Origin of the sequence: Micromonospora sp. NPDC050276, assembly GCF_044459545.1 — a bacterium.
Taxonomy (GTDB): Bacteria; Actinomycetota; Actinomycetes; order Mycobacteriales; family Micromonosporaceae; genus Micromonospora.
The window spans coordinates 503,273-524,652 of the sequence record NZ_JBITJA010000005.1 but is presented as its reverse complement, the minus strand read 5'-3'; the positions used below and the strand labels follow the sequence as shown (position 1 = coordinate 524,652).

The window sequence follows — 21,380 nt, the reverse complement described above, 5'->3', positions numbered from 1 at the left end:
TAACTGATATGACGGAACGCCCCAGGAACGTCACCTCGGCCCGGGTGCTGCGCACCGAGCGGCCCACCCCGCATCTGATCCGGCTCGTCCTCGGTGGGGACGAACTCACCGGCCTGCCGGTGGGCGAATTCACCGACCACTACATCAAGGTGGTGTTCCCGCAGCCGGGTGTCGCCTACCCGCAGCCGTTGGATCTTGCCGCGATCCGGCGGGACCTGCCTCGGGAGCAGTGGCCCCGGCTGCGCGCGTACACGGTGCGACGGTGGGACCCGCTGGCCGAGGAGTTGACCGTCGACGTGGTGTACCACGGCGACGAGGGGCTGGCCGGGCCGTGGGCCGCCGCGCTGCGCCCCGGCGATCCGGTGCACTTCGTCGGCCCCGGCGGTGCGTACGCGCCGAGCCCGGACGCGGACTGGCATCTGCTGGTCGGTGACGAGAGCGCCCTGCCGGCGATCGCCGCCGCGTGCGAGCGGCTGCCGCTGGGTGCCCCGGCACACGTCTTCGTGGAGATCGCCGACCCGGCGGACGAGCAGAAGCTGCTCAGCCCCGGTGCGGTCGAGGTGACCTGGCTGCATCGCGGTGAACGCCCGGTGGGTGAGGCGTTGGTCGCGGCGGTACGGGCGTTGGAGTTCCCGGCCGGTCAGGTGCACGCGTTCGTGCACGGCGAGGCTGCGTTCGTCCGGGACCTGCGCCGGCTGCTGCGCGCCGAGCGGGGCGTACCCCTCGACCGGCTCTCCATCTCCGGCTACTGGCGGCGCGGCATGGACGACGAGGGCTGGCGCTCCACCAAGGCCGACTGGAACCGGCAGGTGACGGCCGAGGAGCAGATCGTCGCGGAGCCGGCCAGCGCGGCCTGAGGACGGCTATCCCTCGGGTGTCTGGTTGGCCTGGCCAGCCCGGACCAGTCGCCGGCTGAGCAGGACGGCGTACCCGACGATCGCCACGGAGAGCAGCGCCAGCATCAACCTCGGTTGGTGCACGGTCGCGGTGATCAAACAGGCCGAGAGCACCCCATAGGCGGCGATCGCCAACCGGGCGGTGCTGAGCCGGGTCGACAGCCAGTACAGGGCAAGACCACAGACCGTCCACACCACGATCGAGGCGCCCAGCAGCAGCCGCAACTCCAGCGGCAGTCGGTTCGCGTTGTCGTCGACCAGCCGGACCACCTGCCCGAGCGCCCAACCGAGCAGCAGCAGCGCACCGCCGAGCGGAATGTGCAGGTAGCTGTACGCCTGCCCGCCGCGCAGCCGCCGCTGGATCAGGCGGGTGGTGACGAAGGTGGTGTAGACCCACCAGACGGCCGCCGGGATCAGGAAGGCCATCGCGGCGGTGAGGATCATGTGGGGCCGAGGGTGGTCCGGCACGGCGAAGAGCAGACTGGCCAGCGTGCTACCCAGCACGATGATGGTGAACTGCCCGATCCGTTCCGGCAGATGCCGGTTGTCCACCGGCCACCGGTTGAGCCAGCGCACGCCGACCCAGGGCGTGGCCAGTTCGATGACCATCGCGATGCTCCACAGGGCCGGGCGCAGCTCGGTGGGGGCGGTCAGCGACACCAGCCAGATCAGCCAGCCCGACCCGAAGCCGATCAGGTAGACCGTCGTCACCATCCGGGCCATCGGGCTGGTCGGCCGGGCGCGCAGATACAACAGCAGCAGCACGCCCCGCACGATCAGGTACCCGACCGGCAGGAGCACGCTCTCCGGAACCTCGTCGACCCCGAGGGTCATCGCGCCCGCGCCGACCAGCGCGACGAGCACCAGCAGCCGGTGCAGCGCGTCGTCCGGGTCGAACCGGGTGTCGTAGTAGACCTGCCCCATCCAGGCCCACTGGATCACCACGAACAACCCGATCACGGCCAGCACGGCGCTCGGCGACGGGGTCGGTTCATTGCCCAGCCGGGCCACCACCGCCGCCAGCGCGTACACGAAGATGAGGTCGAGGAAGAGTTCCAGCCAGGTGGCGTGGCGGTGACCGGCCTCGTCGGCCAGCGGCGTCCGTCCGTCAAGCCCCATCCGCGTGGCCAACCATCTCGGCAGGCGGGGGGCTTCGGTCCGGACCCGGCGCATCTGGTCATGGTCCCCGTGCGGGCCCGTCCCGCGGGCCGGAACTGCCCAGCCGGCAGCGGTGACCGCCACACCGGCGTCCCCCGGCCGGCGTGTCGTCGGTCCGGCAGGGCAGGATGTACGGCGAGGGGGTGGCGCATGGCTGGGCGGATCCGGGACGAGGACATCGCACTGGTCCGGGAACGCACCTCGATCGGGGATGTGATCTCCGAGACGGTCACCCTGAAGTCCGCCGGTGGCGGCAACCTCAAGGGCCTGTGCCCGTTCCACGACGAGAAGAGTCCGTCGTTCAACGTCTCGCCGGCCCGCAACGTCTGGTACTGCTTCGGCTGCGGGGCCGGTGGCGACGCGATCAAGTTCCTGATGGACGCCGACCACCTCAGCTTCGTGGAGTCGGTCGAACGGCTGGCCGGCCGTGCCGGCATCCAGCTGCGCTACATCGAGGACGACAAGGGCACCCCGCGCCCCCGCCCGCAGCAGGGTCAGCGGCAGCGCCTGGTCGCCGCGCACGCCGCCGCCGTCGAGTTCTACCGGGCGCAACTCGGCACCGCCGGCGCCCGGCCGGCCCGGGAGTTCCTGGCCCGACGGGGTTTCGACCGGGCCGCCGCCGAGCGCTACGGCTGTGGCTTCGCGCCGGATGGCTGGGACCTGCTCACCAAGCACCTGCGCCAGCAGGGCTTCACCCACCAGGAGCTGGTCACCGGCGGGTTGTCCCGGGAGTCCCGCTCCGGCACCCTGATCGACCGGTTCCGCCGCCGGTTGCTCTGGCCGATCCGCGACCTGGCCGGCGACGTGATCGGCTTCGGCGCGCGCAAGCTCTTCGATGACGACGACGGCCCGAAGTACCTGAACACCCCCGAGACGCCGATCTACAAGAAGTCGCACGTGCTCTACGGCATCGACCAGGCCAAGCGGGAGATCGCCAAGCAGGGCCGGGCGGTGATCGTCGAGGGTTACACCGACGTGATGGCCTGCCACCTCGCCGGGGTGACCACGGCGGTGGCGACCTGCGGCACCGCCTTCGCTGCGGACCATATCTCGGTCCTGCGGCGACTGCTGTTCGACAGCGACGAGGTGGCCGGCGAGATCATCTTCACCTTCGACGGTGACGCCGCCGGGCAGAAGGCCGCGCTGCGCGCCTTCGAGGATGATCAACGCTTCGTCGGGCGCACGTTCATCGCGGTCAGCCCGGACAACATGGACCCGTGCGACCTGCGGCTCGCCAAGGGTGACCTGGCGGTGCGTGACCTGGTCGCCCGCCGTGAGCCGCTCGTCGACTTCGCGCTGCGGCACGTGATCGGCCGCTTCGACCTGGACACCGTCGACGGCCGGGTCGAGGCGATGCGTCACGCCGCGCCGCTGGTCGCGCGCCTCAAGGACCGGGAGAAGCGCCCGGAGTACGTCCGCAAGCTCGCCATGGACCTCGGGATGGAGATCGAGCCGGTGCAGCGCGCCGTGCTCGCCGCCGCCAACACTCCGCCGTCCGGCAACCGCGACGCCGCCCCTGCCACCCGGCCCACCTCGGCCCGCCCCGAGCCCGCTCTGGACAGCCCGCAGTCGATGGTCGAGCGGGAGGCGCTGAAACTCGCCCTCCAGCAGCCGGTCCTGGCCGGGCCGATGTTCGACGCGGTCGAGGCCACCGAATACCGCCACCCGGTGCACGTCGCGGTGCGTACGGCCATCGCGGCGGCCGGTGGTGCCGCGTCGGCGACCGGCGGCGCGGTCTGGATCGAGTCGGTCCGCGACGCCTGCGACGATCTTGCCGCCGCGGCGCTGGTCGGGGAGTTGGCTGTCGAACCACTGCGGATCGACGGCGAAGCGGATCCGCGCTACGTGTCGATCACGATGGCCCGGGTGCAGTTCGGGTCGGTGACCGCCCGGATCCGGGACCTCAAGTCACGCATCCAGCGGATCAACCCGGTCAACAACAAGGACGAGTACTTCGCCGCCTTCGGTGAGCTGCTGTCGCTGGAGCAGCACGCCCGGGCGCTGCGCGAGCAGGCTGCGGGGGGCCTCTAGATGGGACTGTTCAGCCGCAAGCCGAAGCTGCCGCCGGCCGACCGGCCGCCGCTGACCGCCGACGAACGGGTGTTGGCGTGGGCCGCCGTCGGCAACGGCGAGGGCGACGGGGTGGTGGTCGCCACCAACCTCGGGTTGTGGCTGCCCGGTCGGGGGCACCGGCTCGGCTGGCACACCATCCTCAAGGCGGTCTGGTCCGGCCGGGAGTTGACCGTCACGCCCGCCGAGCCCGTCGTCGAGCGGGACGGCTACACGGTGGTCGCCGACGGCCCGGCCGAGACGTACCTGCTGCTCGACCCGGGGGAACTGCCCCACCAGGTGCGGGCTCGGGTGACCCGTTCGGTCGCGTACACCGAGCACCGGCCGGTGCCCGGCGGCGCGGCGCGGGTCGCGGCCCGGCGCGTGGCCGGGGTCGACGGTCTGACCTGGACGGTCCGACTCGACCCCGGCACTCCGGCGGACGACGAGGCCCTGCTCGCCGCGACCGACCGGCTGGTCGGCGTGGCCCGCGCCGCCACCGCGCCGGCCGACGGCTGACCGGCCGGGTCAGTTCGCGCCGAGGTCCTTCAGCGCCTTCTCCGCGCCGCGGTGCAGCGGCACCGGCAGGGTCCTGCGGGCCTTTTCCAGCGAGATCCCCTTGGCCGCCGGGTTGGCCTGGGCCAGAGCGTCGCGCTTGTCGAAGACCGTCCGGGTGATCGCGCAGGCGACGTTGGCGTCCAGGTCCTTCCGAACCAACAACACGTTGGGTACGACGATGGTCGGGGTGTCGGTCGCCGTCCGGTACGCGTCCCGCCCGATCGTGCCTTCCTGGTAGCCGGGGCTCAGCGCGGTCATCTTCGGCAGCAACGGAGAGATGTCGACGAACTTGACCGAACCGCCGGCGGTGGTGAACAGGTCGGTGAGACCCCCGGTGGGCAGACCGCCGGACCAGAAGAAACCGTCGACGCTGCCGTCCTTGATCCCCTCGACCGTCTTGGTGAGGTCCAGTCGCTGCGCCCGGATGTCCTTGGCCGGGTCGAGGCCGGCGGCCTCCAACAAACGGTTGGCGATCACCTCGGTGCCGGACTTCGGCGAACCGGTGGAGATGCGCTTGCCGCGCATGTCGGCCAGCGAGGTGATCCCGGAGTCGTTGCGGACCACCACCTGGGTGTAGTTGTCGTAGATGCGGGCCAGCGCCTGCACCGGCTGCGGCGCGCTGAAGCTGCCCTTGCCCTCGACCGCGTTGACCGCCGTGTCGAACAGCGAGAACGCCACGTCGTACTGGCCACCGACAAGTTGCTCGACGTTCTGAACCGAGGCGCCGGTCTCGGCGGCGGTGCCGGTGAGTTTGCCGCCGGTCGCCCCGGACAACTGCCCGGCCAGGGCGTTGCCGACCACGTAGTAGACGCCCGTCGCGTTGCCGGTGGCGATGCCGACCCGGGTTGCCTGGGCCACCTCGCAGGTGACCTCGCTGGCCGTGTCGTCCTTGGCCGCGCCGCCCTGTTGACCTCCACAGCCGGCGGCGGCGGCCGTGACGAGGGCGAGCACGCTCAGGCCCGCCGTGAGCCGTACGTCGATTCGTCTCACAGGTGTTCCTCCACAGGTTTGGCTGGTGATCCGGACGAGGGCCGAGCGGCGGATCCGCGTCGGATGAACACACCTGCCGCCGCGACGGCGGCCAGCACCGCGCCGACCGTGACCGGCACGGGTTCGAGCCAGAGCAGGGTGACGCCGGCGACGGCACCGGTGATGCGTTCCGGGGTGCCGGCCGGGCCGACGCCGGGCAGCCAACCACCGGCGGCGACGGCGAGCACCGCCACGCTGAGCGCGGTGACCACGGCGGCGACGGCGATCCGCTGGAGGCCACCGATGCCGAGCAGACCCAGCCCGGCCGGCGTGATGACGAACGCGATCGGGATCAGGTACGCCGGCAGCGCGTACCGCAGGGTCTGCCACATGGTCGGCACCAGCCGGCCGCCGGTGACCGCGGCGGCGGCCACCGCGGCGAGCGCGGTCGGTGGGGACACCTCGGACAGCACCGCGAAGTAGAAGACGAACATCGCCGCCGCCGGCGCGCTGACGCCCAGGTCGAGCAGGGCCGGACCGACGATCACCCAGCCGATCACGAACGAGGCGGTGACCGGCACGGCCAGGCCCAGCAGGCTGAGGGCGACGGCGGCGAGTAGCGCGGTGAGCACCAGCACCAGCGTCGGGTCCGACGTGACGGCCTGGGCCCCGCCGATCAGCAGCGCCGCCGCCTGCGGCCCGAGGCCGGTCTTCGTGGTGGTCGCCGTGATGATGCCGGCGGCGGCGCAGACCGCGGTGACGGCGAGGACGCCGCGTACGCCGGTGACCAGCGCGGTCACCACCCGGGCCGGGGTGAGCCGGTGCGCGCGGTCCAGGAACGACAACGCAACAGTGAGCAGAATGGCGAAGACGACCGCCCTCGTCGCGGAGAGGCCGACCGCGAGGAACACGATGATGGCGATCAGCGAGGCGAAGTGGTAGCCGAACCGGGCCAGCAGAGGCCAGGGCGAGCCGACGTCGATCACCACGGAGCGTACGCCGGAGCGGCGGGCGTCGATCTCCACGGCGAGCAGGATGCCGAGGTAGTAGAGCACCGTCGGCACCGTCGCCCAGCCCAGCACCTGGAGGTACGAGACGCCCAGGTACTCGGCGATGATGAATGCCGCCGCGCCCAGCGTGGGCGGGGAGAGGATGGCGCCCACCCCGGCCGCGGCCAGCATGCCGCCGGCCCGCTCCGGCGGGTAACCGGCGCGGCGCAGCAGCGGCCAGGTGACCGCGCCGATGCTCACCGTCGTCGCCGCGCCGGAGCCGGAGACGGTGCCGAGCAGGAAGCCGGAGGCCACCGCCGTCCGCCCGGCGGCGGTACGCGAGCGCCGGAACGCCGCGGACGACAACTCGACGAAGAACCGTCCGGCACCGGAGAGCTCCAGCGCCGCGCCGTAGATGGTGAACAGCACGATGTACGAGGCGGCCACGTCGAGCGGGGTGCCGTAGAAACCGCTGTCGGAGTTGTAGAACGCGTCGACCAGTTGACTGAAGTCGAGCCCGGCGTGCGCGACCGGCCAGGACTGTGGCAGCAACCCGCCGTAGTAGCCGTAGCCGAGGAACAGCAGGCAGACCGCGGGCAGGATCCAACCGGTGGTGCGCCGGCACGCTTCGAGCAGCAGGAGCAGCAGGACGGTGCCCAGCACCAGGTCCGTCGGTGCCAGCAGGCCCTGTCGGTCGAGGAACGCGTTGTAGCCGCCGCCACCACTACCGATCCGGATCGGCAGGACGGGGTAGAGGCAGGCTGCCACCGCCAGGACGACCAGGACCCAGTCGGCCGCGGTGGGCCGCGTCGTGGCGGGTGGTCGCCGCGGCCGTAGCCGGGCCGGTAGCCGCAGGTCGGCGGGGTAGGCGAGGAAGACCAGCGGGAGTACGCCGGCCAGAAAGATGATCAGGTAATACTTGCTGCCCTGTGACAGGGGGCGGAACACCTGCCAGAGCGCGAGAGCGCCGACCGCCAGCGCCGCAGTGGTGAGGAGTAGACCCGCCGGCCCGGAGAGCACCCGTCCCGGTTTCTCGTCCTCGAACTGGGCCGCCAGGTCACGGGTCGCCCGCTCGGCGACGTCGGGCGCACCCTCCGTCGGCTCGGCTCCCGATCGCGGTCGGGGTGGCCCACCGCCGGGGCTCGCCACGGTCTCGTCGGCGGGAAAGTTGGCTGGTCGGGCAGGTGACGACGAACCATCGGGCGAGCTGATGGGCGACACAAAGGGACGATACACGTCGATTGGCCGGCGGGTGGGGCATCGATCGGCGTTTCGTCGGCGGGGGTGCGGCCGCCGGGGTGACCGGCTGGTCGCGGGCGGGTATTTGCGTGGAGGGCTGTCGGACCCGGCGGTTAGGGTCGGGCGGTGACTTCGGGGCGACCACTGATTCGGGCTCGGGGGCTGGTGAAGCGGTTCGGCGACTTCACCGCCGTGGACGGCATCGATGTCGAGGTGCGCCCGGGCGAGGCGTTCGGCTTCCTCGGGCCCAACGGCGCGGGCAAGTCGTCCACCATGCGGATGGTCGGCTGCATCTCCCCGCCGAGCGGGGGCGAGCTGCGCATCCTCGACATGGATCCGGTGGCTGACGGGCCGGCGATCCGGGCTCGTCTCGGGGTGTGCCCCCAACTGGACAATCTCGACCCGGAGCTGACCGTCCGGGAAAACCTGACCGTCTATGCCCGCTACTTCGGCATCTCGCGTCGGGCGGCCCGGGAGCGGGCCGCCGAGCTGCTCGACTTCGTTCAGCTCACCGAGCGGGCCGACAGCAAGGTCGAGCCGCTGTCCGGTGGGATGAAGCGCCGGTTGACCATCGCCCGCGCGCTGGTCAACGATCCGGAGATCGTGCTGCTCGACGAGCCGACCACCGGGCTCGACCCGCAGGCTCGGCACCTGGTGTGGGAGCGACTGTTCCGGCTCAAGCAGCAGGGCGTCACGTTGGTGCTCACCACGCACTACATGGACGAGGCCGAGCAGCTCTGTGACCGGCTGGTGGTGATGGACGGCGGGCGGATCGTCGCGGAGGGCTCGCCCCGGGCGTTGATCGAGCAGCACTCGACCCGCGAGGTGGTCGAGCTGCGCTTCGCCGCCGAGTCGCAGGAGCCGTTCGCCGACAAGCTCGACGGGCTGGGGGAGCGGGTCGAGGTGCTGCCCGACCGGGTCCTGCTCTACGTGCCCGACGGCGACGCGGCGGTCGCCGAGGTCGCCGCGTTGGGGCTCCAGCCCGCCAACGTGCTGGTGCGGCGCAGCAGCCTGGAGGATGTCTTCCTGCACCTGACCGGCCGCACCCTGGTCGACTGACCGCCTCGGTCGCGACATTTCCGGCGGATCGCCCCGGGCTCGCTAAGATCCACTCGGCTTCTTGAAAGTCGGGGTGACACGGCGGCACGGACAGCCCAGGTTCCTGAAACCCGAGTCGATCAAGCGGCCTCCGTACCCCAAGGGAGTTTCATGTCCGATCTGGTGACCTCCAACCGACGTCAGGCCGGGCTCACCGCCCTCTACCTGGGCATCTTCGCGATGGCCTGGTTCAGTGTGCCGGCGGCCGAGCAACCGCTGCGCGCCCTGCTCGTGGTGGGCAGCATCGTCGCGCTGCTCACCGCCGTGGCGGGCGGTGTGCTGTCGTCCCGGCTCCGGGGCGTCGGTAGCCCTCGGGACCGGGCCGCCGACCGCCCGTACCTGCTCATCGTCGTCGCCGAATTCGCCGCCGCCGGGCTGGGTGCCGCCGTGCTGATCGCCGCCGGTTGGTCCGAGTACGTTCCGGTGCTGGTCTGCCTGGTGGTCGGGCTGCACTTCTTTCCGCTCGCCCCGCTCCTGCGGGACCCGCTGCTGCGGCCGCTCGGGTTCGCCCTGTGCGTCGTGGCGGCGGCGGGGCTCGTCACCGGCCTCGCCTCGGCGGTCTCCGCCGGTCTGGTGATCGGCGTCGGCGCGGGAATGCTGCTGCTCGGTTACGCCGTGCAGGCGCTGGTCCGCGGGTACCGGCCGGCCTGACCGGCGAGACCGGTCACCGCTCAACGGGGCCTGGCCCAGGTGAGGAAGCGGTCGGTCAGCCGATCGTGCCCGGCGAGATCCCCGGCCGCCTCGCAGAGCAGCGTGGCGAGGTAGATGAGCAGGCCGATCCGATCCTCGCGGTATTCGCCCAGCAGCGCCAGGCGGGCCGGCGAACAGGGCCACGCCGCGCCGCAGACCCGGCAACGCCAGGACGGGCGGGCCGCCACGTGTGGGCGGTACCGGGGCATCAGTGCCCGCCGCCGTCGCGAGCCGACCGGGTGAGTCGCACGGGGAACCTCCATCGGGGTGGGTGGGGAGGGAGCGCCCCGGATCGGGGGTCACGGGGCGCTCCCGGCCTGGTTCCGCCCGCCGTCTGATCCCGTGAACGGTTCCGCTGCGTGACAGTCTGCTGATGGCCCGACTACGGTGGGAGGTTCCGCACGCCGACGACCAGCGCGTACGGCGATCGGCCCGGCGCGGTACGGGAATGTACGGGGGTTGTCCGTGGAGAGTTCGTCCATGCTGGAGCACTTCGCCGAGGAGCTGCGGCTGGCCCGGGCCGCCGCTGGGATGTCCCAGGCGGCGCTGGCCGAGGCGTTGAGCTATTCCGGGGCGCTGGTCGCCAAGGTGGAGACCTCCGAGCGCCGGCCGAGCCTGGACTTCGCCCGGCGGTGTGACGCCGTGTTCTCCGCCGATGGTCGGTTCGAACGCATCCAGCGGCGGATCAGCCGGGAGGCCGTGGTGCCGTGGTTCCGCGACTGGGCCGGCGTCGAGCAGGAGACCACGGCGCTGCGCTGGTTCGAACCGCTCTACGTGCCGGGCCTGGTGCAGACCGAGGCATACGCCCGCGCGATCCTGGCCGGTGCCGGGCTGTTCGCGGCGGACGAGGTCGAGCAGCAGGTGACCGCCCGGCTCGACCGGCAGAGCGTGCTCACCCGGGACCGGCCGCCGCTGCTCAGCGTGGTCGTTGACGAGTACGCGCTGCGCCGCCGCGTCGGCGGCCCGGAGGTGATGCGCGAGCAGTTGCGTCACCTGGTGAAGGTCGGCTCGGCCCTGCCCCGGGTCCGAATCCAGGTCGTGCCGCTCTCCGCCGGTGCGTACGCTGGGCTCGATGGTCCCTTCGTGATCGCCACCGCCGCCACCGGAGAGGATGTCGTCTACCTGGACGGGCAGCGGCACGGGCAGGTTATCGACCGCTCCGAGTACGTCCGGCAGATGGTTGAGGTGTGGGAGTCGATCCGGGGTGAGGCACTATCGCAGCAGCAGTCCCTCGACCTGATCGCGGAAGTGGCGGAGACATGGAGCTGACCGGCGCCCGGTGGCGCAAGAGCACCCGCAGCAACGGCAGCGGCGGTGCCTGTGTGGAGGTTGCCGACAACCTGCCCGGGATGGTGGCCGTCCGCGACTCGAAGGACCCGACCGGCCCGGTGCTCGTCTTCCCGCCCGACGCGTGGCGCGCGTTCGTCCGCTCCGACTCGGTTCGCCGGTAAGGCTCCGACTCGGTCCGCCGGTGACCAGCGGCCACGCCGCTTCGATCCGTTCCTTGATCCGCTCGTTGATCCACTCGGTTTTCCGGAAGTCGGGGCATCCAGGTGGCGTTGACACCCCGATTTTCAGCAAGCCGAGTTGATCAACGCGCGGGGTCGTGGACGGCACGGCGAAACCCGGGCGACAGGTCGACGGGGTCGTCGTAGGGTGACCGCCGGTCTGTCGTACCCCGGGGGTAGACAGGTCGTGGTGGTCGGCGCGGTGGTCGGGGTGGGCGGGGTGGTCGGGTGAGCGTGGCGGGATCGACGCGGTTCCCATGGGTGCCGGCGTGGGCGGTGTTCGAGCACTACCTGGTGGGTCTGCGACGCACCTGGCGGGCCGGGGTCTTCTCCTCGTTCCTGCTGCCGGTGCTGACCGTCCTCGGCTTCGGGTTGGGCGTCGGCGCCTACATCGACCAGGGCGTCGGCGGGGTGCGCTACCTCGACTGGCTGGTCCCCGGGCTGATCGCCTCGACCGCGCTCCAGGTCACCGTCGGTGACTCCACCTGGCCGGTGTTCAGCAACTTCCAGTGGGTCAAGACCTACTTCGCGCAGGGCGCGTCGCCGCTTCGGGTGGGTGACATCGTGGCCGGGCACCTGGCCTTCGTGCTGTTCCGGGTGCTCACCACGATCGCGGCGTTCCTGTTGGTCACCGGCGTGTTCGGGGCGTTGCGGTCCCCGTGGGCGGTGATCACCCTGCCGGTGGTGGCCCTGCTCGGGCTGGCCGTCGCCGCGCCGACCTTCGCGTACGCGGCGTCGGTGTCCAGTGACAGCTGGCTGGCGATGCTGTTCCGGTTCGCGGTCATCCCGATGACGCTCTTCGCCGGGGTGTTCTTCCCGGTCGAGTCGCTGCCCGAGGCGCTGCGCTGGCTGGCCTACGTGACGCCGCTGTGGCACGCCGTGGACCTGTGCCGTGCGGCCACGCTCGGCGTCGCGCCACAGTGGTCGATCGTCGGGCACCTGCTCTACCTGGCCGGCTGGGCGGTCGCCGGCTGGTTGCTGGCCCTGCGCGCGTTCCGCCGCAAGCTCGTCGTCTAGAGACCCAGTCAGAAGAGCAAGCAGAGAGGCTGTCGTGGTCACGCTGATCCTGCCCCGGCTGGTCGACGTCTCCGCCGCGTCCCGGCGGTCGGCGTCGGTGCTCGAACGCAACGTCGCGGCGCTGAAGTCGGTCTACTGGCTGCTGTTGCTCTCCGGCTTCGTGGAGCCGCTGCTCTACCTGCTCTCCATCGGGGTGGGCGTCGGCGCGCTGGTCGGCGACCTGCCGCTGCCCGACGGGCGGCTGGTCTCGTACGCCGAGTTCGTGGCCCCGGCGATGCTCGCCTCCTCGGCGATGACCGGGGCGCTCGCGGAGACCACCTTCAACTTCTTCGGCAAGATGAAGTACATGAAGCTGTACGACGGGGTGATCGCCACCCCGGTACGGCCGTTCGAGATCGCCATGGGCGAGTTGGGTTGGGCGATGTTGCGGGGCAGCGCCTACTCGGCGGCGTTCCTCGGGGTGATGGTCGCGCTGGATCTGACCAGCGTCACCCGCGCCCTGACCGCCCTGCCCGCCGCGGTGCTGGTCGGGTTCGCGTTCGGCGCGCTCGGCATGGCGATCTCCACCTTCATGCGCAGTTGGCAGGATTTCGACCTGATGGGCTCCGCGCAGTTCACGCTCTTCCTCTTCTCCGGCACCTTCGTGCCGGCGCAGGCCTATCCGACCCTGCTGCACTGGCTCGTCGAGATCACCCCGCTGTACCGGTCGGTGCACCTGATCCGCGGGGTCGCCCTGGGCAGCGGTGGCTGGGTCTGGCTGCTCGACGTGCTCTACCTGCTGGCGATGATGGCGGTGGGGCTGCTGGTGGCCTCCCGCCGGATGGGCAGGTTGCTCTACAAGTAGGGGTTACCCGTGCCCGTCGGCGGGGCATGTCCGGAGGTGACATCCCGCCGGCCAAGAGCCGGAGGTGACACCGTCGACCAGGAGGAGGGGCGATGGCCTCTGACGAGTCTTCCGCCCAGCGTGAGCGCGAGGGTGATCCCGCCACCACGCCGGTCGGGCCCGACGCGGGCCCGGACAGCCCCACCGACCTGCCGGGCAGTGGCTGGCGGGCGGCGCTGCGCCGGACGATCACCGAATTCCAGGACGACAGCCTGATCGACTGGGCCGCGGCACTGACCTACTACGGGGTGCTCTCCATCTTCCCCGGCCTGGTGGTGCTGATCTCCCTGCTCGGCCTGCTCGGCGAGAGCGCCACCGAGGGCGTCAAGGACACCGTCAACCAGGCGGTGCCGAACGACAGCATTCAGCAGATCATCGAGGGCGCGATCGACACGGCCCAGCGGAACGGCGGCCTGGCCAGCATCGCGGCGATCATCGGTCTGTTGGCGGCGTTCTGGTCCGCGTCCGGCTACATCGGCGCGTTCATGCGTGCGTCCAACACCATCTACGACGTGCCGGAGGGCCGGCCGATCTGGAAGACGCTGCCGATCCGGGCCGGTGTGACCGCGGTGATCGGCGTGCTGCTGCTGGTCTGCGCGGTGATCGTGGTCTTCACCGGCCGCCTCGCCGAATCGGTCGGTGATGTGATCGGGCTCGGCTCGACGGCGGTCGCGGTGTGGGACGTCGCCAAGTGGCCGGTGCTGCTGATCCTGGTCAGCCTGATGTTCGCGATCCTCTACTGGGCCTCGCCGAACGCGCGGCACGGCGGCTTCCGCTGGGTCAGCCCAGGCGGAGTGCTGGCCGTGGTGATCTGGCTGGTGATCTCCGGTCTGTTCGCCTTCTACGTGAGCAACTTCGGTTCGTACGACAGGACGTACGGGACGCTGGCCGGGGTGATCATCTTTTTGGTCTGGCTCTGGCTGAGCAACATCGCGATCCTGCTGGGTGCCGAGTTCGACGCCGAGCTGGAGCGCGGCCGTGCCATCTCGGCGGGGCACGCGGTGGACGACGAGCCGTACGTCGAGTTGCGCGATGATCGCAAGCTGCGCAAGAAGCGCAACTCCGCGGGCCGCCGCTGACGGCTCGGCCCGAAACCGCCCCGCCCGGCTCCGCACCAATCGCCCCGCCACCGAGGATCGGCTGGCGGGGCGATCGCATGTCCGTCGATGAAACTGCGGGCGAGGGGGTGCGGGCGGTCCGTGATCCTTTCCTTGATCGACTAGTAGCTTTTGTTCTTTCGGACAAAAGTTGGTTGCGGAACGGTTGAAGCTCTGGACAGGCGGCGTGGAACGCTCTTACTGTGTCGGACACAACACATCGGCATTGCGTCGATGTGAACGCTGCCAATGAAGAGGGGGCTCCCCGGGTGCGGACCGTCGACCCCCTGCACGTGCGACTGTTGCGGTTGCTCCGCGACGAGGGCGCCGTGTCCCGGGCCGAGTTGGGCGACCGACTCCAGATGCCGCGCCCGCGCATGTTGGCGGAGCTGGATCGTCTGGTCGCCCTGGGCTACGTCGCCGAGGCCGGGCTGGCCGCATCCCGGGGTGGGCGTCGCTCGACGTTGGTCGAGCTGAACCCGAAGCTCCGCTTCGCCGCCGTCGACCTCGGCGCCAGTTCGATGGACGTCGAGGTGGTCAACGGTCGCCTCGAACCGGTGGCCCACTACGCCGAGCCGGCCGACATCCGCAACGGCCCGAAGGTGACCCTGCAACGGGTCAACGAACTGCTGCACAAGGCCCGGGTCGACGGCGCGTACGAGCGACTGGACGCGGTCGGCATCGGTGTGCCCGGCCCGGTCAGCTTCCGGGACGGAGTTCCGGTCTCACCGCCGATCATGCCGGGCTGGGACCGGTTCCCGGTGCGCGAGCTGCTCAGCCGGGAGCACGGCTGCCCGGCGGTGGTCGACAACGACGTCAACATCATGGCGATCGGCGAGCGGCACGGTGGGGTCGCCCACTCGGTGGACGACTTCCTCTTCGTGAAGATCGGCACCGGCATCGGGTGCGGCATCTACCTCACCGGCGAGGTCTACCGGGGCACCGACGGCTGTGCCGGCGACATCGGCCACATCCAGGTCGACTCGCACGGTCCGATGTGCTCCTGCGGCAACGTCGGCTGTCTGGAGGCGCTGTTCAGCGGCGCCGCGCTGGCCAAGGACGCGGCTGCCGCCGCCCGCAGCGGGGCATCGCCGGCGCTGGCCGAGCGGCTGACCCTGCGGGGTGCGGTGACCGCGCTGGACGTCGCCGAGGGCGCCGTCGAGGGCGACGTGACCTGCATCCAGTTGATCCGCGACGGCGGGCGGCGGGTCGGCGGGGTGCTCGCCGGCCTGGTCAGCTTCACCAACCCGTCGATGATCGTGATCGGTGGCGGGCTGGCCCAGCTGGGTCACATCCTGCTCGCCGAGATCCGCAGTGTGGTCTACCGCCGGTCCCTGCCGCTGGCCACCGGCAATCTTCCCGTCGTCCTGTCCGAGCTGGGCGGCCGTGCCGGCGTCACCGGCGCGGCGGTGCTAGCGAGTGACGTCGCCTTCGGGGAAGCATCGTGAGCGCGAGGAGTGAGCCGGGTTTGCGAGCCCCGCAGTCGCGAACAGAGGCCGGCACAGTGAAGCTGTTCGAGATTCCGTCGTGAGCGAGGAGGAGACTGTGGCCCTGCCCGAGGATGACGCCGCCACCGCGTCGGCCGAGGCCGTCGCCGAGGCGCCGCTGGTCGAGGCTCCCGCCGACACCGTCGCGGGCGAGGTGGTCCTGCGCCTCACTGATGTGGTGAAGACCTTCCCTGGCGTACGGGCGCTCGATGGCGTGCAGCTGGAGGTGCGTGCCGGCGAGGTGCACTGCCTGCTCGGGCAGAACGGCGCCGGCAAGTCGACCCTGATCAAGGTGCTCGCCGGGGTGCACCAACCGGATTCCGGCCTGGTGGAGTGGCGCGGTGAGCCGGCCACGTTCGCCAACCCGCAGGCCGCCATGAAGGCCGGCATCGCCACCATCTACCAGGAGCTCGACCTCGTCGAGGACCTGTCGGTGGCGGAGAACGCCTTCCTCGGGCACGAGTACCGCAGCTTCGGGTTCGTCCGGCGCGGCCGGATGGCCCGGCACACCCGGCAGATCCTCAGCCGGCTCGGCCACGGCGAGATCCCGCCCGGACGGATGGTCCGGTCGCTGCCGGCCGCCGGCAAGCAGATCGTCAGCATGGCCCGGGCGCTGTCGCACGAGGCCCGACTGATCATCATGGACGAACCGAGCGCGGTGCTCGCCCACGACGAGGTCGGCAACCTTTTCCGGATCATCCGGGAGCTGACCGCGCAGGGCATCGCCGTCATCTACATCTCCCACCGGATGGAGGAGATCCGCGAGATCGGCGACCGGGTCACCGTACTCAAGGACGGCCGGACCACGGCGGCGAACCTGCCGGCGCGCGACACCCCGACCCGCGACCTGGTGAGCCGGATGACCGGCCGCACCATCGAGTACGTCTTCCCGGACCGGCCGACCGACGACTCCGCGGGTGCCGATCTGCTCCAGGTGGAGGGCTTGACCCGCGCGGGTGAGTTCGCCGACGTCTCGCTGAGCGTGCGGGCCGGGGAGATCGTGGGCATCGCGGGGCTGGTCGGCTCCGGTCGGTCCGAACTGCTGGAGACGATCTACGGCGCCCGCCTCGCGGAGGCCGGCACGGTGCGGATGGACGGGAAGGTGCTGCGTCCCGGCGTCGGCGCGGCGGTGCGGGCCGGCATGGGGATGGCCCCGGAGGAACGCAAGAGCCAGGCGCTGCTGCTCGGCGAGCCGATCTACCGCAACGTCACGCTGGCCACCTTCGGCCGGTACGCGCGGCTCGGCTTCACCAACGCCGCCAAGGAACGCGCCGAGGCGGACCGGATCGCCGAGACCCTGGAGCTGCGGCCCCGGGACGTCGACCGGCCGGTGCGCACACTGTCCGGCGGCAACCAGCAGAAGGTGGTGGTCGGGCGGTGGCTGCTCGGCGGCACCAAGTTGCTGCTTCTCGACGAGCCGACCCGGGGCGTGGACGTGGGCGCCCGGGCTGAGCTCTACCAGGTCATCCGGGCATTGGCCGCTCAGGGCGTGGGGGTGCTGCTGGTCTCCAGCGAGGTGCCCGAGGTGCTGGGCCTGGCCGACCGGGTGCTGGTGATGCGGGAAGGGCGGGTCGTCCGCGAAGCCGCGGCCGGCGAACTCGACGAGAACACTGTGCTTGACCTCGTGATGGCGGGGTCCTTGATGGAAGGCGCACCGGCATGAGCGACGCGACTCCCACTCCCACCGCGACACCGGAGCGCCCGCAGCTTCCGGCCCAGTCGCCGCCGGTGGATCCGGCGGAGACGGCGGTGGCCAGCGACAAGTCACATTCCACGGGCAAGCTCTCCTGGTGGCGGGGTGACGGTGGCGACGGTGCCAAGCGCAACCTCGGCCTGATCGGGGTGCTGGCCGCGCTCATCGTGGTCGGCGCGGTCACCAAGCCCGACCTGTATGGCGACCCGAACTGGGTCTGGAACAACGTCCTGGCCATCCTCCAGCTGGCCTCGGTCGTCGGCGTGGTCACGGTCGGGATGACCTTCGTGATCATCGGTGGTGGCATCGACCTGTCGGTGGGCGCGATCGTCGCGCTGGCCGGGGTCTGGTGCACCACGGTGGCCACCCAGAGCTACGGCGCCGGCGGCATGATCTTCACCGCCCTCGCGGTCGGCATCTGCGTCGGCCTCGTCAACGGGGTGCTCATCTCGTACGGGCGGCTGGTCCCCTTCATCGCGACGCTCGCGATGCTGGTGGCCGCGCGCGGACTCGCGGCATCGATCTCCAACAAGCAGACCCAGGTGTCGAGCAGCACCTTCATCAACGACATCGCGGCGCGCAAGGTGATCGGGATTCCGATCCTCGTCTACATCCTCGGCGCGGTCGTGCTGGCCGGCTGGGTGCTGCTCAACCGGACGACCTTCGGCCGGCGGACCATCGCCGTCGGCGGCAACCCGGAGGCGGCCCGGTTGGCCGGCATCAACGTCCGGCGGCACACCATGCTGCTCTACGCGCTCTCCGGTCTCTGCTGCGGCATCGCCGCCATCATGCTCACCTCGCAGGCCACCTCGGCGCAGGCGGCGATGGCCAACCTGTACGAGTTGGACGCGATCGCCGCGGCGATCATCGGTGGGACGTTGCTCAGCGGTGGTCGGGGCACGATCGTCGGCTCGCTGCTCGGCGTCATCATCTTCGCCACCATCACGAACCTCTTCGCTATCAACGGCCTCTCCATCGAGGCACAGAACATGGTCAAGGGCGGCATCATCGTCGCCGCCGTCCTGGTCCAGCAGTTCCAGTTCAAGTCCGTCACTCGGCTCCTCGCGCGGAACAGGGTCACCACCGCAACCTGACGCACCGCACCGTTGTCCTGGCGACGTCGAGACATTCGACGGTGGCCGGGCCTCGCACACCCTCAATAAGTCAAATCCCGCTCCCAGGAGGTCATTCATGACCCAGCACAGTCGCGACCTGTCGCGCCGCCGGTTGCTCTTCGGTGGAGCCGCAGTGGGCGCTGCCACCCTGCTCACCGCCTGCACCAGCAACGAGACCCCGGCCGCCAGCACCCAGACCAAGGCCGCCGGAAACAGTGAGGGCAACAACGCCCCGGGCAAGAAGGTCGTCATCGGCTTCTCCGCCCCGGCCGCCGACCACGGCTGGATGGGCGCGATCCACGCCAACGCCAAGGCTCAGGCCGCGGCCTACTCGGACGTGGAGTTCAAGGAGGTCGACGGTGGCTCGAACTCCGAGGCCCAGCGCTCCACGCTCGGCACGCTGATCGCCCAGAAGCCGGACATCATCGTCGTGCTGCCGCACGACGGCAAGGAGGTCAACGCTGTTGCCCTCCAGGCGATGCAGGCCGGCATTCCGATCGTGAACCTCGACCGGGCGTTCCCCGACGCGCTGGCCTCGCGGCTGGTCATCAAGGGCGACAACTACGGCATGGGCGTCTCGGCCGGGCACTTCATCGGCAAGATGCTCAAGGACAAGGGCGTCGCCAACCCGATCATCGGTGAGATCGCCGGTCTGGAGATCCCGCTGACCGTCGAGCGCAGCGAGGGCTTCAAGGCCGCCCTGGCGACGTACGGGTTCAAGGTGACCAACCGTCGCTCGGCCGAGTTCACCTCGGACAGCGGCCAGCGCGAGGCGTCCCAGCTGCTCCAGGCGCTGCCGAAGATCGACGCCATCTGGAACCACGACGACGACCAGGGCATCGGTGTGCTCGCGGCCATCAAGCAGGCCAACCGGTCGGAGTTCTTCATGGTCGGCGGCGCGGGCTCCAAGCTCGCGATCGACGCGATCAAGGCCGACAACACCGTGCTGAAGGCCACGGTCACCTACAACCCGTCGATGGCCTCCTCGGCGGTCTCGCTCGCGCGGCTCATCGCGCAGGGTCGGGGCCTGGGCGACCTGACGGAGCTGCAGGTGCCCAAGGAAGTGACCCTGGCTTCGGAGACGATCACCAAGGAGAACGCGAGCAGCTACGACAAGCTCGGGTTCTGACATACCGGGGGGAGACCCACCTTGTCCACGACAGACAAAGAACTGCGGGTCGGCATGGTCGGCTACGCGTTCATGGGCGCCGCGCACTCACAGGCGTGGCGCACCGTGAACCGCGTGTTCGACCTGCCGGCGCGGGCCCGGATGGCGTTGATCTGCGGCCGAGACACAGCGAAGGTGGCCGACGCCGCCGACACACTCGGCTGGGACGCGTACACCACGGACTGGCGTGACCTGATCAACCGGGACGACATCGACGTCGTCGACATCTGCACCCCGGGAGACAGTCACGCCGAGATCGCTCTCGCCGCGTTGGCCGCAGGCAAGCACGTCCTGTGCGAGAAGCCATTGGCCAACACGGTGGAGGAGGCACGGGCGATGACCGCCGCGGCGGACGTCGCCCGGGCCGCCGGAGTGCGGTCGATGTGCGGGTTCAACTACCGCCGGGTCCCCGCGGTCACGATGATGCGCCAGTTGGTCGCCGACGGACGGCTCGGGGTGATTCGACACGTCCGTGCGACGTACCTGCAGGACTGGATCGTGGACCCGCAGTTCCCGCTGGTCTGGCGGTTGCAGAAGGACAGGGCGGGCTCCGGCGCGCTCGGTGACATCGGTGCGCACATCATCGATCTGACCCAGTTCGTCACGGGTCAGCGGATCAGCGGGGTCAGCGCGGTCACCGAGACCTTCATCAAGGAGCGGCCGTTGCCGGCCGAGTCGAGTGGCCTGGCGGCCACGGTGGACGGCAGCACGGCGCCCACCGGGTTGGTCACCGTCGACGACGCCGCGGTCTTCGTGGCGCGGCTCGACGGTGGCGCCCTGGCCACGTACGAGGCGAGCCGTTTCGCCACCGGCCGCAAGAACGCGCTGCGTGTCGAGATCAACGGCTCGCTGGGCAGCGTGGTCTTCGACCTGGAGCGGCTCAACGAGTTGGAGTTCTACGACGCCACCCGTCCCAGCGTGGAGCAGGGCTTCAGCCGCATCCTGGTGACCGAGGGCGAGCACCCGTACATGTCGGCGTGGTGGCCCCCGGGCCACATCATCGGCTACGAGCACTCGTTCACGCACGAAATGCGTGACTTCGTCGAGGCGGTCGCCACCGGTGTCGACCCGACTCCCTCCTTCGCCGACGCGTTGCAGGTCCAGCTCGTGCTGGACGCGGTGGCGCGCTCGGCGGAGCTTGGCTCCTCCTGGGCCGAGGTGGAACCGACGCTGACCGCGGCGGCTGTCTGACCATTGACCATCCGCGATGGCAGTGTTCGCACCGCCATCGCCCGACCGGCTTTCCGAAGCCGACCGGCGAGGGACCAGCCACGGATTGCGCCCCGTGGCCGGGACAGAGGTCGGCAGCGGAGAGCGTGCAGCCGGGCCGTACGGCCCGGTGGCGCACGAGCAGGACGGTCGTCCGGTGCGACCGGACCGGGATTCCCCGGCCGCACCGGAGGACCGCCACCGGTGCACATTCCGGAGGACCTGATGACACCGCCCGCCGTTGCCCCCACCCGTACCGCATCCGCTCGCCGGTTCCCGGCGGGGTTCGGTCGGTGTCCTGGTGGGCGCGGCGGCCTGAGACGCCCGGCCGGGGCATGCCAATGCCCCGACCGGCCGGATGCGGGGGAGGCAGGGTCGAGACGCCGACCCGACCCTGCCTACCAGCCCCGTCTGCTCGCACCTGTACCGGGATCCGGTCCGGCGTCGTCGCCGCCGACGCCGACGTCGGAAGCCGGTGCCGTTCCGGTGCGGGGCGGGCGGACGGGGCCCATCCACCCGGGCTGTTTCCGAAACCGGACCATATCTTTCCGAAACAT

The 21,380-nt window shown here is 70.7% G+C and carries 18 protein-coding genes and 1 pseudogene; 15 read left to right on the top strand and 4 right to left on the bottom strand.

Going from position 1 to position 21,380, the window contains the following annotated elements; genetic code table 11:
* The first annotated feature begins 8 nt into the window (after positions 1-8).
* Entirely contained in the window at positions 9-857 is an 849-nt protein-coding gene (locus tag ACIBF8_RS13905; RefSeq protein WP_396783087.1) for a siderophore-interacting protein, read from the top strand.
* Positions 858-863: 6 nt separating this feature from the next.
* Here the strand turns inward: ACIBF8_RS13905 and ACIBF8_RS13900 are convergent, their stop codons facing one another.
* Positions 864-2,015: a low temperature requirement protein A gene (locus tag ACIBF8_RS13900; RefSeq protein ID WP_396783086.1), complete on the bottom strand. Its 1,152-nt coding sequence runs from the start codon at positions 2,013-2,015 to the stop codon at positions 864-866.
* A gap of 167 nt (positions 2,016-2,182) precedes the next feature.
* Between ACIBF8_RS13900 and dnaG the strand changes: the two are divergent.
* A pseudogene (gene dnaG / locus ACIBF8_RS13895) lies at positions 2,183-4,085 on the top strand (DNA primase).
* Complete coding sequence (locus ACIBF8_RS13890) at positions 4,086-4,622, top strand: hypothetical protein (protein ID WP_396783084.1); 537 nt, start codon at positions 4,086-4,088, stop codon at positions 4,620-4,622.
* 9 nt (positions 4,623-4,631) lie between these two features.
* Here ACIBF8_RS13890 and ACIBF8_RS13885 read toward each other — a convergent pair whose 3' ends face one another.
* A complete protein-coding gene (locus ACIBF8_RS13885) occupies positions 4,632-5,651 on the bottom strand; it encodes a TAXI family TRAP transporter solute-binding subunit (protein WP_396783082.1) in 1,020 nt (339 codons plus the stop codon).
* Positions 5,648-7,840 carry a TRAP transporter permease gene (locus ACIBF8_RS13880; protein WP_396783081.1) on the bottom strand — a complete coding sequence of 731 codons (2,193 nt, stop codon included), beginning with the start codon at positions 7,838-7,840 and terminating at the stop codon, positions 5,648-5,650. Before ACIBF8_RS13880 ends, ACIBF8_RS13885 begins: the two co-directional genes overlap by 4 nt.
* Before the next feature lie 144 nt (positions 7,841-7,984).
* Here ACIBF8_RS13880 and ACIBF8_RS13875 point away from each other — a divergent pair, with 144 nt between their 5' ends.
* Both ACIBF8_RS13875 and ACIBF8_RS13870 read left to right on the top strand, forming a co-directional pair.
* A complete protein-coding gene (locus tag ACIBF8_RS13875) occupies positions 7,985-8,917 on the top strand; it encodes an ABC transporter ATP-binding protein (protein WP_396783080.1) in 933 nt (310 codons plus the stop codon).
* A gap of 150 nt (positions 8,918-9,067) precedes the next feature.
* Positions 9,068-9,607, top strand: a complete 540-nt coding sequence (locus tag ACIBF8_RS13870; protein WP_396783078.1) for a hypothetical protein — start codon at positions 9,068-9,070, stop codon at positions 9,605-9,607.
* A gap of 20 nt (positions 9,608-9,627) precedes the next feature.
* Here ACIBF8_RS13870 and ACIBF8_RS13865 read toward each other — a convergent pair whose 3' ends face one another.
* A complete protein-coding gene (locus ACIBF8_RS13865) occupies positions 9,628-9,855 on the bottom strand; it encodes a flavin reductase (RefSeq protein WP_396783076.1) in 228 nt (75 codons plus the stop codon).
* Positions 9,856-10,126: 271 nt separating this feature from the next.
* Between ACIBF8_RS13865 and ACIBF8_RS13860 the strand changes: the two genes are divergently transcribed.
* The 10 genes from ACIBF8_RS13860 (at position 10,127) to ACIBF8_RS13815 (ending at position 20,805) form a co-directional block, all read left to right on the top strand.
* On the top strand, positions 10,127-10,915 hold the full coding sequence (locus ACIBF8_RS13860; protein ID WP_396783074.1) for a Scr1 family TA system antitoxin-like transcriptional regulator: 789 nt from the start codon (positions 10,127-10,129) through the stop codon (positions 10,913-10,915).
* Positions 10,906-11,097 (top strand): DUF397 domain-containing protein, encoded by a 192-nt coding sequence (locus tag ACIBF8_RS13855; RefSeq protein ID WP_396783072.1) that lies wholly within the window; start codon positions 10,906-10,908, stop codon positions 11,095-11,097. The genes ACIBF8_RS13860 and ACIBF8_RS13855 overlap by 10 nt, the downstream gene beginning before the upstream one ends.
* A 285-nt stretch (positions 11,098-11,382) precedes the next feature.
* Complete coding sequence (locus tag ACIBF8_RS13850; RefSeq protein WP_396783071.1) at positions 11,383-12,171, top strand: ABC transporter permease; 789 nt, start codon at positions 11,383-11,385, stop codon at positions 12,169-12,171.
* Positions 12,172-12,205: 34 nt separating this feature from the next.
* The gene (locus tag ACIBF8_RS13845; protein ID WP_396783069.1) at positions 12,206-13,015 is read left to right on the top strand and encodes an ABC transporter permease; all 810 of its coding nucleotides are present in this window, start codon (positions 12,206-12,208) and stop codon (positions 13,013-13,015) included.
* A gap of 92 nt (positions 13,016-13,107) precedes the next feature.
* On the top strand, positions 13,108-14,133 hold the full coding sequence (locus tag ACIBF8_RS13840; protein WP_396783068.1) for a YihY/virulence factor BrkB family protein: 1,026 nt from the start codon (positions 13,108-13,110) through the stop codon (positions 14,131-14,133).
* Between the two features lie 287 nt (positions 14,134-14,420).
* Positions 14,421-15,599: an ROK family protein gene (locus ACIBF8_RS13835; RefSeq protein ID WP_396783066.1), complete on the top strand. Its 1,179-nt coding sequence runs from the start codon at positions 14,421-14,423 to the stop codon at positions 15,597-15,599.
* A 193-nt stretch (positions 15,600-15,792) separates the two neighbouring features.
* Positions 15,793-17,301: a sugar ABC transporter ATP-binding protein gene (locus tag ACIBF8_RS13830; protein ID WP_396783135.1), complete on the top strand. Its 1,509-nt coding sequence runs from the start codon at positions 15,793-15,795 to the stop codon at positions 17,299-17,301.
* Positions 17,298-18,425, top strand: a complete 1,128-nt coding sequence (locus tag ACIBF8_RS13825) for an ABC transporter permease (RefSeq protein WP_396783064.1) — start codon at positions 17,298-17,300, stop codon at positions 18,423-18,425. Before ACIBF8_RS13830 ends, ACIBF8_RS13825 begins: the two co-directional genes overlap by 4 nt.
* 97 nt (positions 18,426-18,522) lie before the next feature.
* Complete coding sequence (locus ACIBF8_RS13820) at positions 18,523-19,575, top strand: substrate-binding domain-containing protein (protein WP_396783062.1); 1,053 nt, start codon at positions 18,523-18,525, stop codon at positions 19,573-19,575.
* A gap of 54 nt (positions 19,576-19,629) precedes the next feature.
* Positions 19,630-20,805 carry a Gfo/Idh/MocA family protein gene (locus tag ACIBF8_RS13815; RefSeq protein ID WP_396783134.1) on the top strand — a complete coding sequence of 392 codons (1,176 nt, stop codon included), beginning with the start codon at positions 19,630-19,632 and terminating at the stop codon, positions 20,803-20,805.
* The last annotated feature ends 575 nt before the right edge of the window (positions 20,806-21,380 follow it).

Coding starts and splice junctions, on each gene's coding strand:
- ACIBF8_RS13905 (WP_396783087.1), top strand. CDS start 9: ATGACGGAACGCCCCAGGAACGTCACCTCGGCCCGGGTGCTGCGCACC.
- ACIBF8_RS13900 (WP_396783086.1), bottom strand. CDS start 2,015: ATGGGGCTTGACGGACGGACGCCGCTGGCCGACGAGGCCGGTCACCGC.
- ACIBF8_RS13890 (WP_396783084.1), top strand. CDS start 4,086: ATGGGACTGTTCAGCCGCAAGCCGAAGCTGCCGCCGGCCGACCGGCCG.
- ACIBF8_RS13870 (WP_396783078.1), top strand. CDS start 9,068: ATGTCCGATCTGGTGACCTCCAACCGACGTCAGGCCGGGCTCACCGCC.
- ACIBF8_RS13865 (WP_396783076.1), bottom strand. CDS start 9,855: ATGCCCCGGTACCGCCCACACGTGGCGGCCCGCCCGTCCTGGCGTTGC.
- ACIBF8_RS13860 (WP_396783074.1), top strand. CDS start 10,127: ATGCTGGAGCACTTCGCCGAGGAGCTGCGGCTGGCCCGGGCCGCCGCT.
- ACIBF8_RS13855 (WP_396783072.1), top strand. CDS start 10,906: ATGGAGCTGACCGGCGCCCGGTGGCGCAAGAGCACCCGCAGCAACGGC.
- ACIBF8_RS13840 (WP_396783068.1), top strand. CDS start 13,108: ATGGCCTCTGACGAGTCTTCCGCCCAGCGTGAGCGCGAGGGTGATCCC.
- ACIBF8_RS13825 (WP_396783064.1), top strand. CDS start 17,298: ATGAGCGACGCGACTCCCACTCCCACCGCGACACCGGAGCGCCCGCAG.
- ACIBF8_RS13820 (WP_396783062.1), top strand. CDS start 18,523: ATGACCCAGCACAGTCGCGACCTGTCGCGCCGCCGGTTGCTCTTCGGT.
- ACIBF8_RS13815 (WP_396783134.1), top strand. CDS start 19,630: ATGGTCGGCTACGCGTTCATGGGCGCCGCGCACTCACAGGCGTGGCGC.